This window comes from Thiocapsa bogorovii (assembly GCF_021228795.1).
Lineage (GTDB): Bacteria > Pseudomonadota > Gammaproteobacteria > Chromatiales > Chromatiaceae > Thiocapsa > Thiocapsa bogorovii.
In genome coordinates this window covers 5,518,286-5,532,140 of record NZ_CP089309.1, presented here as the reverse complement: position 1 = coordinate 5,532,140, position 13,855 = coordinate 5,518,286, and the positions used below count along the sequence as shown (strand labels likewise).

The following is a 13,855-nucleotide window of genomic DNA, read 5'->3' as shown; positions in this document are numbered from 1 at the left end:
GTGTCCCCGAGCGCGCGGCGTAGCCCGTCGATCAGTTCCCGCTCGCGCGGCTCCGGGGCATCAAAGTCCAGTTGGCGCCGGTTGCGCTCGTTGATTCCCACTGCCTCTGCCGGCGTCAACACGTCCGTTTCATGAATGTGCCAAGCCAGGCGCTAGAGTTGCTGATAGTCCCAGAGTCGAACACAAACCGGAAATTAGCCTGGTTTCGCGTCGTCACCGACGGCGTCGCCTGGGTTAACCGGCGTGAGGATGTCGAAATCCAGACCCAACGCGACGACGGCATTCAGGTAGGCACCTATCGTGGGTGCAGGTTCGCCTTTTTCGATCCGATCCAGCGTGATCCGCGACGTACCGGCCGCCTCGGCTATGACTGTGGCATCGATGCCAAGCCCTCTGTGGCGCGCACGAATCCGCTCGTCGAGAACCTTGTGCTTAACGGCTGCGGCAGGGCTAGCTAGGGGAGGGCGAGCTGACATTGTGCTATCCATTCCAGGCAAAGAGGCCAGGTTGTCGAGAATGAGAAATGCTGTGATGATCCAGAGGGTTGCGAGTGCTGCCCTTTGACCGGCGTTTCGGTTGCACGGGAGATCGACGCAAAGGTACGTCGAGTTGCCGATCCTCTCTACCAACCGCTCCCGCGATCCCGTCACCCGTTCCCGCTCCAATCGGCAGGCGACTGCCGGTCGCCGGTCAGTTGACGCCCCCGATAACCTCCCGGATGTCGTTGTTGCCGACGAGCCCAAAGGATTTCCTCCCGGATCGACAACGGAATGCCCGTGACCGGATACTACGAACCATGGACCTTGTACCCGCCGACCGCTTCGGCGGCGACGCCCTCGAGCGCGTGAGCCGAGGCGGGGGCGCGTGCGTCCGAGAAAGCTCGGTGGTTTTCGGAGCAGCGGAGAACGCGATCATGACGTCGGACATTACGATCAGGAACGAGACGAACGACGATATCGCCGCAATCGACGATGTGACGGTCGCGGCGTTTCGGGACCTTCAGATCAGCAACCAGACTGAACACTTTATCATCGACGCGCTCCGCGCTGCCGAGGCCATGACCCTCTCGCTCGTCGCGGTGGTCGATGGCCGTGTCGTCGGCCACATCGCCTTCTCGCCCGTCACCCTTTCGGACGGCACACGGGACTGGTACGGACTCGGCCCGGTTTCGGTCTTGCCGCAGGTTTAGCGCCGAGGGATCGGCCTGAAGGCTTGTAGCGGCTCAAGCGCAAGCAGGCGCGCGGCTGCTGCTTGGTGGGGCACCCGGAGTGTTCACGTGATCGGGCGAGGAGCCGACTCGGATCTACTGCTCGGCGCCTCGTCCCAGGCGGCTGCTCCGGACGCAATGCCGTCACTGACTGCCGAAGCGACGATCCGGAAGAGGTTCCACAAAGCGGACGTGCGCGGCGTTCTCCCGCGGACGCTTTCACCCTCTCGGGCTGCAGAAACTCCCGCTTGGGCAACAGGCCGTTCCCGAACCACATCGGTCCTTCACGGTTTGCTCATTGAGATTGTCAGGTCTCTATACACTGGTCCGAGGCGCGCCGGCGCGCCGGCGGCAGTTCCCGCGGAGGCGATATGCAAAGCGCATCCGACACGCCGTGAAGCCATTCGCGTAGGGTCGGTGCGCAGCCCAAGCGCGGCCCGCGGCCGCAGCTTGTGGCGGAGCGCCGGCCCGGAGCGGGGCGAACCGGGGCAGAATAGGCTGTCATGCAGCTCTTGGCCGAGATCATGCGCCTGCGCCGCGCCTGCTGCCATCCGCGTCTGGCGCTGCCGGACAGCACGCTGCCGAGCAGCAAGCTCAACGCCTTCGTCGAGATCGTCGACGAGTTCATCGAGAACCGCCACAAGGCGCTCGTCTTCAGCCAGTTCGTGGATCACCTCAAGCTCATCCGCGAGCACCTGGACGCCCGGGGCATCCGCTACCAACACCTGGACGGCAGCACCCCGGAGCCCAGCCGCCGCGCCGCGGTGAACGCCTTCCAGGCCGGCGACGGCGAGCTGTTCCTGATCAGCCTGCGCGCCGGCGGCGCCGGCCTCAACCTCACCGCCGCCGACTACTTCATCCACATGGACCCCTGGTGGAACCCAGCCGTCGAGGACCAGGCCTCCGACCGCGCCCATCGCGTGGGCCAGGAGCGCCCGGTGACCATCTACCGGCTGGTGGCCAAGGACACCATCGAGGAGCGCATCCTCAAGCTCCACGCCAAAAAGCGCGACCTCGCCGACGCCCTGCTGGAGGGCACCGACGACACCAGCCACCTCAGCTACGCCGATATGCTGGCCCTTGTGCAGGGGCCATAGGGTCCGCTCCGCGGGCCGCATGCGTGGCCGTCACACCACCGCCGCAACACCGAGAAACAAACCATCGCGCTGGTCAAGTCGCTCATCGCTTTCGGCATGGATACGGTCTCTCAGCCCCCGGTGTGTCCGTCGACCGTCGGCGCGGTTCGCGGGGGCTTACCATCCGCAACATAGTCGAGGCAATCGGCCACATCGACGCCCAGTGCCCGGAGCAACAGCAGCGCGGGGTGGAATTCGGCCGGCTCCTTGCGGTCTGCGAGGCAACAGTAGGCGAGGTTCAACGGCGAGAGGTATTGCTCTTGCGGGTCGATCTCGGGGAGCAGGACCCGTGCGGCTCGATCCACGTCGGGGTCCGCAAGCCATGCCGCTGCGCTCGCGGGGGGCTCGGCGACCTCGAATCCCAAGGGCCTGAGCTCGCGGGCCTTGGCGATGATCTGCGCCAGCGGCAGACCCCGAAACGCGTCGGCACTGGCGATGATCTGCGCGATGCCGACGGTGTTCGCCCCGCCAGTCTCGTCGCCCCAGCCATCGCGGATCAGCCGCAGATGGCGCTCATCGATAGGGACCGGCAGCTCTGCGGGCACTTGGTCGAGATGCGGGTCGGATGCGAGCCCGAAGACCACCAGGGGGCGGAGCCATTCGACGCATTGTTGCGGGGACTTCGAGAACTCCGCGACGGCGACCGCCAGCTCGGCGGGGCCGACGCGCTCCAGCCAGGGTGGTTCGGCATCCCGACCCCGCGAGAAGAGTCGCGCCTGCGCTTCACTGATGCGCAGGTCCCGGGGCAGCGCCTCGAGACCCGGTGCCGGAACGCCCAGCGCCTGGAGCGGTCCCGCCAGCTGGTCGATGACCTCACCGACGGATAGGGACCAAGTGTAGGCTGCGCCCGCCACCTGGGCCAGGGTGATGCTGTCGAGGGGGGCACCGGGGATGCGCATGTTGTAGGTCAACAACGCCGCTTGGCGCTCCGTCGGAACCTGATCGGACACGGCCGTAGCCAAGGTCGGCACCGTAACGCCCAAGCAGGCCAGGTCCGCCGCCATCGCTGCGACTTCGGTGACCGGCTTCGACCAGCGCTGTGCGGCCCGCACCAGATCGGCCACGGACAGGGTGGCGGCGGTCGGGTCCGAGAACTCCGACTCCCAGCGGTTTCCTTCCAGGTCCCGCGCCAGCAGGATGAGCCGTTGCTCGTCCAGTTCGGGCGCCGCCGCGAACCGGTCCAGGTCCGCCAGGACCAGTCCGAGCGTCCCCAGCGGCCTGGCGCACTCGGCAACCTCGCGCAGCGGCAGCGACCAGTGGCGCGCGGCGCGGCCGAGCTGGACCGGGCCGACGGCGTCCACCCAAGGCCAACGGCCGTCGAGACGCTCGGACATGAGCTCAAGCTGGGCTCTGCCCATCGGTGGGAGGCCCGCGAGCAGATCGAGGTCCGCCGACGCCAGCCCCGGCACGAGCCCGACCTCGACGAGTGGGCGGAGGATCTCGGCCACCGACGCCCCGCGCTGTTCCGTCCAGGCGGCGAATGCGGCCATCCGCGCGCGCGGGGCAGTGTCGGGTCGAACTCGGCCGGGGTAGAGCCGATCCGCGGAGCTGTCCCGCCGGGCGAGCACAAATCGATCAAAGAAGCTCCAGGCGCCGGCGCGGGGGCTCACTACGCCGGCCTCGACCTCCGCGGCGACCAAGCGCGACAAGACCGCCGGCAGCGCCAGCCCCGCGCGTTGCAAGGCCCCGAGCCGCAGCCGTTTTAGCGTGGTGCGGACCCTATCCTTCGCCCCTTCAAAGCGAATCCGGTTCTGCACACTGAACACCAGCTCCTGGTCCGCCTCGAAGAGGCCCGCGTGGGCGGCCACTCGGGCCGGGGGCTGCGACTCCGGCCCCCATTGCAGGTCCTCCGGTCCCCAGCGCAGTTCGGCGGGCGCCGGGCAGGTGCCCTCGCGCAGGCCGCGGTCGAGGGCAAGAATCAGCCCCGGATGTTGTTCCAGCATCCCACCCATCTGTTCCAGCCCGACCCCGGCAACGGCGAGCAGGCTTGCCGCCACCCGCAGCCGGTCCGGGCCGTCGCCTGCACCGCCGAGCAGCTCCGCCAGTCGTGCTTGACCAGCCGGCCAAGCGGTCACCTGCCGCCGATCCACGCTCAGTTCCGGGTTCAGCTCCTCGGTCAGGTTGGCCACCAGGCCCACCGTAAACCCGCGCTCATCGGCGTTCCGGACAAATATGCCATCGGCCAAGGTGCAGCCCTGCCCGTCGCCGAGTCCTGGTCCGCGGCGGGCGTTCGAGGCCGCGTCGGCAATAAGCGCGGACGACCACCAGAATCGTGCCGGCTTGGACTCCCGGTCCGGCTCAGGGATCGGCGCCAACTCGCCGCAGCGCCTGCGCATCGAGGGTGTCGGCTCGCCGGCGCGCAGTTCCAGTGTGGTGGCACCTTTGATCACCGTGTCGATCTCGGGCAGCCAGAGCCATTCGAGGACCGCTTCCGCCAGGTCCCGCGGCTTGAGCCCTGGGCGGCTGAGGTAGAGCCTGACCGATGTCCCCGGCCTCTCCACACCGCGGCGGCGCGGGGACTTGACGCCGAACAGGCTGCCGCTCCCCACCAGCGTGGCCTCGATGGCGTCCTCGCAACCGAGGCCGTCCGTTGCCCAGCGGCGGCTGCACACCACCAGCTTGTCGGCGAGCATGAAATAGCTCAGGACGCCGATGCCGAAGCGGCTGTTGGCATGGAAGGCGATGTCCTTCGCTTGCCAAGCCGCCCGCTCCAGCTGCAGCTCGTCGGTGTCGGTGAAGCGGCTGCCGACCCGCGCGAACAGATTGCGCAGGTGTTGCTCGGTCATGCCGATGCCGTCGTCGCGACATTCGATGACGGTTTGCCCGTCGGCATCGGTGTCCATCCACAGCAGGATCCTGCCCCGATAGGGCTCGGGTTCGCGCTCCGGCCGTTTCCCACCCTGCTCCACGAGCTCCTCGTCTTTCGCGCGCAGATAGCGATCTCGGGCGCGACGGTAGCGGCAGGCGTCCAGGGCGTTCTGGTAGAGCTCGCGCAGGGCGAGCATCGGATCTTGGTAGAGGTTCTCGCCCATCAGCAGTTCGCGAACCCGGGTCGGGTCCAGCTGAAACCTCAGGTGCGGGCGCTCGTAGACGGGGTCATTGTCCAGCAGCTTGGCCTCCACCCGATTGCCGAGATGCTCGGGCATGCCCGGCGGCCGGTCCCGCGCCGGTTCCTCGTCGCGCAGCAGCCGGTCCAGGTCTTGATTCAGCTCATCGATCTGGATCTCCAGCGCCGCGTCTAGGGCCGCGCTGGGGCACTTCAGCCGCAGATCGAGGGCGGCGTCCTTGGGAGTCCAGTTGCGGTCCACCCCGCGCAGACTCAGCGTCAAGGCGCGGGCATTGACCGCGGGGTCCAGACCGATGTGCTCCAGCAGCACCGGTGGCATCCGCCGCGGGTCCAGTGCCATGCCGAAGGCCAGGTGCAGCAGGTGCGCGAGCTTGGTCTCGTTGATCACCTGCCCATCACCGACGTACCGATCCGCTGTGAGCCGCGGCGATTGGTCCCTGTTCCCGCGCATCGATGCCGCAAGGATCTGCTCGTAGCCGGACAGGCTGACGCGCGTGAGCCCCAGCAGTCGGGCAACATCGAAGGTGTTGACCACCGTCTCCCCTTCGCCGGGATGATCGGGCGGGGCGTCGGCGAACAGGGCGTCCAGATCGTCGGCGACCCAGCCGCGCAGCAAAGCGGCAGTCTCGCGCTCGTGATGCCAGAGCTCGCCGCTTGCGTGGAGGAAGCGCAGCATCTGCCAGGCGGTGAGGTCATCCGCGGATGCTTTTTCGCCGCTGGCGTTCAGCTGATCACGGCGGCGGCCGCGCGCGCGCTCGGCATCAAGGCGGTTACGCAGCGCCAGGGCCATGCGCTGCTTGCTGTCGCGTCCGTAGTCGGCCGGCTTAAACACGTCGCCTTCGTGTGCCAAACCGAGTTCGGCGGCGGCGAGCACGGCCTCGTAGAGAAACGGCACGAATATCGCGACGGCCGCCTCGGCGGCCTTGAGCGGCGGCTCGGCAGCCTTCGGGTCGAGCAGCAGCCACAGACACCGCAGCGCGCGCAAGGACGCTTCCCAGTCGCTCCAGCGCTGCCGTGGCAGGCTACGGCGCGCCTCAAGATAGAGATCCTCGGCCCGCTGGATCAGGGTCCGCAGCCGATCCGCAAGCAAGGCGTCCGGGGTGTGCACCATGGGCCAGAGCCCACTGTTGCAGGCCCCCGCGACCCAGGCGCCGCGCAGAAATGCCTCGGGCACGGAGTCGGTGCCAGTCCAGGCGCGGCGCAGGGAGCGGACATCGATCAGCTGCGCGACCTTGGTCTCCGGGGTCAAATCCTTGCTCACAACCATGCCGACGATGGCGTCCTGGTCCGGATCATAGACCCCGGCACCGCTGAAGCCATTGGTGATGAAGGCGCCTTCTCCGGTCTTGCCATCGAACTGAGACCGTCCGCCGAACACCTTGGGGGCCGGCCTGCCCCAGGCCCATTGACCGATCGGATGGCTGTACCCCTGGTCCGCTTGCTCCACGTAGGGGAATCCAAAGGCCCGAAGCTGCGTGCTTGCGGCGCTCTCGGTCTCCGAGAGACGAGCGCGGCGCGCCCGGAGGGGCTCGCCCTTTGCGATGGTGACCACCGCGGTATCGGCAATGGCGGGGTCGACACCGCCGTGGACGGGATTCAACCGGGCTTGGTCGACCTCGCCCATGCGCAACGCCACGCCCTCCGGGAGCAGGAAGCAGAGCCCCACCCGCCCGACGACACCACGCCGCTGCCAGTCTTTGCCCAGGGCGTCTTCAAGCACATGGGCGCAAGTGATGACCTCCGTGTCCGAGACCAATATGCCCATGCCATGGACCAATGGCGCGATGTTGGCCTGGTCCGCCGGAACAATCGCACAGCTGCCCATCAGAAAACGATCCGAGATCGGTTGATCAACCATAGTTACTCTGCTGCCGACGGTCCTGTACATGCCCCCGGGGCGCAACAAGCCCAGGGCCTATTGCGGGGCTTGCACCACGCCGTCGCCGAAATCGAGCCGCGCCTGCTCGGGGGAGCGCAGGGCATGCCACGTGAGCTGCTTCTCCACGTCCTTCTCCCAGCCGTCGGGGCGCCGACCATCCGGAAACAGGCGTTGTATCCACAAGGCGATGACGCCGGCCACGTGGGGCGCCGCCATGCTGGTGCCGCTGAGGGCGACCAAGCCCCCGCCGGCCGCCGCCGAGAGCACGCTATGGCCCGGCGCCGAGTAATCACAGGCGGTGTTGGAGAAGGACGCAACGGCGAACGGCGCACCGGGGCCGGGTCCGGGCTGGACAGCCCCAATCGAGATGAATCCTGGCGCGCTCGCAGGCAGCAGGGCCTTGACGGTGAACCTGGGGTCATCGGCGCGCCGGCTGCTGTTTCCGGCCGCGGCGACGATGAGTGCGCCCTTGGGCTTGGGATTCGGCAGCCATTTGGCGCTGCCGCCGGCCAGACTCTCGAACAGGGGCAGGTTGGAGATGTAGCCCGACAGGGCTTGCTCCGCGGCGATCTCCGGCGGGAAGCGCTCGTGTTCGGTCAGGTATCTGATGAGTTGGGGGAAGTCCAAGCCGAGGGACAGGCAGATGATGTCCGCGCCGCGGCCCAGCGCCCACTGGATCGCGTTGAAGATAGTCACGGAAGACATGCCGTGGCGCCTGGTGATGCGACCGATCAGGACCTCGGTGATGCCGGGGGCCACCCCGATACGGGTGCCGCCGACGTCGCGACCGAGGATGGTCGCGGCCACGTGGGTACCATGGCCGTCTTCGTCCGGCGCCGCGCCGGAGACGCCTTGGATGTTGTCGGCGAAATCCCTCAGATTCTCGGAGGGGAAGGCCAGTCCGGAGAAAGCCGGATGAGCTTGGTCGATGCCGGTGTCCAAGATCGCAACGGTGACGCCGGCGCCGTCTTGGGGGCTGGTGTCGGCGCCAACCGCCTTGACCCCCCAGGTGACCAGCCTGCCTTGGGCGCCGGTCAGGGTTGCGTCAAAGCTCGCCTCATCGGCGCCGGAGTGCTTGAGCGGCGCAATCAGCGTGAAGGGGAGCGACAGATAGGCGTGTTTGTTTTCGTCATCCTGCAGCTCTGCGGCGGCACCCTCGTCCAGCTCCTCCTCCGTCGCCTCGACGAGCGACTCCTCGGCAGACGCCCCGGCACCAGCGGACACGAGCTCGATGAACGGATCCGGCGGCCTTTGGGGGCGCCTGCGCAGCACCAGGTATTTCATGCGCTGAACTCCAGTATCTGTTCGGGGGGCGGGCTATCCATCGGACCGGTTCGGCCGCCCGCAATCGGCCGCGGCGGCAGGTCAGAATCGGTTGAAGAACGCCAAGGTGTCCAGAACGCCGAAGCCGACGCTTTTGTTGAAGACGCCGTTGAAGTTCTGTGCCGTCGCAATGAGCTCGTGTCGAATCTGCACCGCGTTGACCTGAGGCTTGGCGGGGTCCTTGTGCCGCTTCGAGAAGACCAGCGCGATGGAACCCGTCACATGGGGGGCGGCCATGCTGGTCCCGGTGTTGCCCACCGTCGCTTGATGGTCGTCCATCCCGGCCCGCGCCGCCACGATGTCGGCGCCGGGGGCCACAAGGTCCGGCTTCGGTCGCTGGTCACGGGTCGGTCCCCAGGACGAGGAATCGGTCAGCATCACCGGCAACGCGGAGCCGCAGGCGCCCACCGTGATGACGTAATCCGCGGTGCCGGGGATGCTCAGGGTCATCTCGTCGTTGTCGCCGGACTCGAAGGCAACCGCACGGCTGCCCTCGCGCTCCACCCAGGCGTGCGTCACGCCGCCCCCCTGACCGAGGATGGACTTGCCGAGGAGTTGCAGGCGCCAGCGTCCGGGCTGGATCGGCCGACCGTCCGGCTCGATGCTGATGACCAGCAGGTTGTCGCCGTTGTCCCGGTGGTTGCGGGTCAGCGTCATGCGGCAGAGGTTGCCGTTGCTGGTGGTATTGAGCCTTGGGTTGGTCTCGGAGACCGTCGGCAGCGCCCGTCCGGACGGGGTGATCAGGGTGAAGTCCATGCCGTCGAAGGCGTTGAACCAGACCTCGATGTAGTCCTCGTTGCGTGCGTCCGCACTCGCTTCCCATGCGATCTCGGCGAGGCCGTTCAGGGGCACGTCGACCCGTGCGTGTCCCTTGTGGCCGCGCTCGTTGCCCGCCGACTTGACGAGCGCGACGCCGGGCAGGCGCCCCTTACCGGAGAACTCGTCGAAGGCCGCCTCCAGCGTGGAACTGCCATCATGAGCGCCGGCGTTCATGCCCAGGCTCACGTTCACCGCAACCGGCAGCCCCGCCTCGGCGGCGACGGCCTGGACAAAGGCCAGGGCATCGACATGGCTGCTGGAGTAGCCGATGCTCGGCGGCGCCCCCGGCTCCGAGCGCATGTGCGGAATCACGACGACGAGCTTGGCCGCAGGGGCAAGGCCGCCGGCGAAGCCGCCCACCGGCCGCCCGGCGGCGATGCTGGCGACGTGGGTGCCGTGGCCGGAGAAGTCGCGCAGGTTGGCGGGGGCCGCGTCCTGCTCGATCATGTCCTGGATCTCCGACTGGCTGTAGAGCCGGCCGTAGGACTGGCTGAAGGGGGCGCCGTCCAGGTCGCTTGGCGACGGCCCGGACGGGATGCGCTGATCCCAGACGTGGAGGATGCGGGTCTTGCCGGCATCGTCCTGGAAGGCTTCGTGCAGCACGTCGATGCCGGCGTCGATGATGCCGACGATGGCCGCGTCGCCTTGCTCCGCCAAAGGCGGTCGATGGACATCGGCCGCGCGCACGAAGGTCTTGGAGTCGGCGAGCTCGGGGGTGCCGCCGTCACGACTCGAGTCGATGGACAAGACCCCCCGGTCCTGACGCAGGGTCTCCAGTTCCATTGCCGAAGCGGTGGCCGAGACGATGTTGCCGAGTCGCGACTGCACCACAACGCCCTGCGGGGGCTCCCAGGCGGGGTCGCGCACCCGCAACAGCACCGGCACCGGTCCGGCGACGCGCCGGCCGCCAGGCTGCTCCAGAGGCACGACGCTCTCTAGTCCGAGGGATTCCGGCAGCGCCCCCGCAATGACCTCGGCAATGGCCTCATCCACCTGTGCCGGCCGCTCCAGCTGGGCTCGGATCTTGGCGATGTAGCGCTTGAGTGCATGATCGCGGAAGCTGGGCAGCAGGCCTTCGACGCTCGCATCGAAGAGCATTTGCCGTTCGGCCTCGACGCCCTCGGCGCCGGCCACCGACTCCGCCGCAATTGGCTCGGCGTCGATGGCATCACGAACCGAACGAAGTTCCGCCTGCAATGCCGTGAACTCCGCATCGCTGAGCTCACGGGGCGCGCTCGTCGCATCCGCTGCCTCGGTGTCCGTGCCGGCTGCCTTGAGCCCGCCCTGGGCGTCGAACCAGAACAGCCGGCCCACATGCCGATAGCCCGGTGGCACCGTCGGTACCACATCGTCGTCGTTGACGAAACGCTGGCAGCGATCCTCAAAGCGCTCGCGGACGAACCGCGCCGCCCGCGCCCCTAAGGCCTTCGGCTGGCCGTAGGTGTAGATGCCCAGCCGAGGGAAGCGATCGGCGAGCTCTGCAGCCGTGACGGTCGCCAACGCCCCGCCCAGGCTGTGTCCGGTGAGCCAAAGCTGCTTGCCGTCGGCGGCCGCTTGGGCAAGCGCGGCCTCCAGGGAATCGCGCACCGCCTCGAAGCCGTCCGAGAAGCCCCCGTGCACCGCACCATAGGGCCGCTCCGTCTGGGCGACATCGAAGTCCATGAGCCAGTCGCCGACGCTCGTAGTGCCCCGGTAGCTGACCACTACGGACGCTGCGTCCCAGGCGACGAACCCCTCGGTATCTCCCACCGCGAAGGGGATGCACCCGTCAAATCCCCAGCTTGCGGTGGCGATGCCGACGACCTCCTCCGGACTGCGGACGTAGGCGAGCTGGCTAGCAAGCACCAGCGAAAGCGCGCTCTTCCAGGAGAATGCCTCCGACTTCAATGCATCTCGATCGAACATGTTCCACTCCCGAAGAAAGTCTGCCTGCTACACATACGAAAAGGCTCTGTTCGCGTTAGCTGGAGATGATTTGACTGCGCGAGTCGCGAGACCAGGCGCGACAAGGGCTCACCCGCTTCGGCCGAAGTGCGAGAATGTCGCGTCAGATGGGGCGATCACCACTTAACGCGAACAGAGCCTACGAAAAACCCCGCCCCGAGCCAACGCGATTCCCGCCTCCTCGCGTCAGGGCGAATCGGGAATCGAACGCGAGAACCACACCAGGCCGTGGCCTCCTGTCCGGTTTCCGGCCGCCTCCCGGCCCCACATCCGATGGGACCGGACAGCCATGATCGTCTCGAGCCCCCATCAAGCCTCGAAGAAAGGATAACTTCTTCGGGGCAGATAATCTGCCGGTACGGGACACTTCAGGCAGCCCGCTGTCCAGGACAATTTTCACCCGAGTTCAAGCCGCGCGGAATCGTCGGGCTTTACATCGCCCCACCGGAACAGGCGCTGGTGTTGTGCCTGGACGAGAAGAGTCAGATCGAGGCGCTCGATCCCAGCTAGCCGATGCTGCCGCTCGCGCCCGGGCTGCCCGCGTAGCGCACGCCTGGACGACGTGCGCCACGGGACCACGCCCCTGTTCGCCGCGCTAAATGTCGCCACCGGCGAGGTAATCGGCCAACTGCACCGGCTTCACCGCGTACTCAAGTGCCTCGCGTTCCTACGCGACGTGAACCATGAGACACCCGCCGGGCTCGATCTGCATGTGGTCATGGACCACTCCGCCACCCAAAAGACGCCGCAGGTGCGCGCGTCATTCGCCGGACATCCCCGCTTTCAATTGCATTTCATCCCCACCCCCGCGTCCTGGCTCAACTAGGTTGAACGCTCGTTGGAACTGCCGAGCGAGCAGCAAATCCACCGCGTCACCCATCGTTCAACTGTCCAACTGGAGCTTGCGATCCGCGGCTACGTCAAGACCGACAACGCCAGTCAAAGACTGATACAAATCCGCCGGCGACATGCTCGCCTCAACCGAACGGTTCTGTCTGCGGATCTCTGGTTCAGCACACCAGCCATTTTAAGGTCGCACCCCGCCGGACCGCCTAGATTCAGCGAGCAGCTTTGCGGTCGAGACATGGGGTTGACCTTTGAATCGGTTTCGTGGGGTTGGGGGTTTCTTCGGACCTCGGGTCGTCTTGTGAAGCTTGCGCAGATCCACGTGGGTGGCGAGGTCGAGGAGCCAGGCGGCGAAGCGCTGCGGGCTGGCCTGTGCGAGCGAGGCCCATTCCTGCTCGGGGACGGCGATGGCGAGACCGGTCATGGTGGTGGCGATCTCGCCGGCCAGGTAGTACTCCGAGACGGTGTCGTCGATCGCCTGGGTGGGGTGAGCGGCGCGCAGCGCGGCCATGACCACGGCATAGAGGTTGAACGCCACCAGGGCCAGGCAGAACGCGAACAGGGCGGCGTGGGGGTAGCCCAAGGTCCCGATTTCGGAGTTGAGGTGGCCTTCGAGCTTCTGAAAGGCGGTCTCAATCCCCCAGCGGGCGCGGTAGCAGGCCGCGATGGTCATGGCGTCGGCCACCGCGATGGGCAGATTCGTCAGGATCACCAGGGCGGTGTCGCCGTTGCGCGTCTTGCGCTTCAAGGTCACGGTGATACGGCGCAGGCTCCAGCGCTCACCTGCTGGCGAATCCAGTTGCACGGCTTGCTCGTGGACCTCCCCGGTGTCGCTGCTGCCCACCCGCCGCATCGGCTCCAACGGCTTGGTGGTGAGGCCCCCGTGCTGGCGGATGATGAAGAACGCCGCGCGGCGCTCGATGGCGTGCAAGAACCCCGAGACGCAGAAGTTGCGGTCGGCCACCCAGACCTCGCCTGGCGCGACGATGTCAGCCACCGCCGCCAACAGGGGGCGCTCCTGGGCGTGTCCGTCGGCGCACGGAAAGACATCCACCGCTAAGCCCAGTTGGGGATCGAAGACCACCAGGGATGTCCCCGGCAAGGGGCCTGCGGCCGTGGTGCGCAGCGGTTTGAGGCGATGCTCGCTGGCGGCCAGACAGTTGCCGTCGAGGTACTTCAGCCGATAGCCCGGCAACGCCGCAGGGCGCCCACCGTTCATCGTCTCGATCACGGTCTGGGCCTCGCGCGCAATGTGGCGCACCAAACCCTGCGAGGTCGTCAACTCGACTCCGCGCAGCTTGGCATAGACCGAGACGATCGACGCAGCGATCTCGGCGTGGCGGTAGGCGGCGTGCACGCTCGCCTGGGTGCGACACACGATCTGCAGCATCAGCCCGACCAGCGAGGAGAACAGGATGTCGCGGGTGTACTGGGCCTGCGCCGTGGCCTCGAACCAGCGGTCCAGGGCCTCGGGGTGGAGCAGGCGCTCGAGCAACCCGCGCACCACCACCGTCGCCGGGCTCTTCTGGACGAACCTCTGCAGGATGTCGCCAAACATGGCCTCGTGGCTCCTCAAGGAATCTCAACAATATCGGTAGGTTACAGGATATTGTGAACACCTTAAAAGAGCTGGT

The 13,855-nt window shown here is 67.2% G+C and carries 8 protein-coding genes; 3 read left to right on the top strand and 5 right to left on the bottom strand.

The window, feature by feature from the left end; genetic code table 11:
• Nucleotides 1-194: 194 nt before the first annotated feature.
• Nucleotides 195-650: a helix-turn-helix domain-containing protein gene (locus tag LT988_RS24585; protein WP_232408136.1), complete on the bottom strand. Its 456-nt coding sequence runs from the start codon at nucleotides 648-650 to the stop codon at nucleotides 195-197.
• Between the two features lie 263 nt (nucleotides 651-913).
• Here LT988_RS24585 and LT988_RS24580 point away from each other — a divergent pair, with 263 nt between their 5' ends.
• Together LT988_RS24580 and LT988_RS24575 are read left to right on the top strand one after the other, a co-directional pair.
• Nucleotides 914-1,189 (top strand): GNAT family N-acetyltransferase, encoded by a 276-nt coding sequence (locus LT988_RS24580; RefSeq protein WP_232408135.1) that lies wholly within the window; start codon nucleotides 914-916, stop codon nucleotides 1,187-1,189.
• Nucleotides 1,190-1,710: 521 nt separating this feature from the next.
• Nucleotides 1,711-2,304, top strand: coding sequence for a DEAD/DEAH box helicase (locus LT988_RS24575; protein ID WP_232408134.1), 594 nt, complete (start codon nucleotides 1,711-1,713; stop codon nucleotides 2,302-2,304).
• Nucleotides 2,305-2,414: 110 nt separating this feature from the next.
• On the opposite strand, the gene LT988_RS24570 is transcribed toward LT988_RS24575, so the two are convergent.
• The 3 genes from LT988_RS24570 to LT988_RS24560 form a co-directional block, all read right to left on the bottom strand.
• Nucleotides 2,415-7,268, bottom strand: coding sequence for an HD domain-containing protein (locus tag LT988_RS24570; RefSeq protein ID WP_232408133.1), 4,854 nt, complete (start codon nucleotides 7,266-7,268; stop codon nucleotides 2,415-2,417).
• 57 nt (nucleotides 7,269-7,325) lie between these two features.
• Nucleotides 7,326-8,573 carry a S8 family serine peptidase gene (locus LT988_RS24565; RefSeq protein WP_232408132.1) on the bottom strand — a complete coding sequence of 416 codons (1,248 nt, stop codon included), beginning with the start codon at nucleotides 8,571-8,573 and terminating at the stop codon, nucleotides 7,326-7,328.
• Between the two features lie 81 nt (nucleotides 8,574-8,654).
• Nucleotides 8,655-11,336 carry a S8 family serine peptidase gene (locus tag LT988_RS24560; RefSeq protein WP_232408131.1) on the bottom strand — a complete coding sequence of 894 codons (2,682 nt, stop codon included), beginning with the start codon at nucleotides 11,334-11,336 and terminating at the stop codon, nucleotides 8,655-8,657.
• Nucleotides 11,337-12,051: 715 nt separating this feature from the next.
• Between LT988_RS24560 and LT988_RS25425 the strand changes: the two genes are divergently transcribed.
• Nucleotides 12,052-12,201 (top strand): hypothetical protein, encoded by a 150-nt coding sequence (locus LT988_RS25425; protein WP_332460508.1) that lies wholly within the window; start codon nucleotides 12,052-12,054, stop codon nucleotides 12,199-12,201.
• Nucleotides 12,202-12,402: 201 nt separating this feature from the next.
• Here LT988_RS25425 and LT988_RS24550 read toward each other — a convergent pair whose 3' ends face one another.
• Entirely contained in the window at nucleotides 12,403-13,779 is a 1,377-nt protein-coding gene (locus LT988_RS24550; protein WP_232408129.1) for a transposase, read from the bottom strand.
• Nucleotides 13,780-13,855 lie beyond the last annotated feature (76 nt).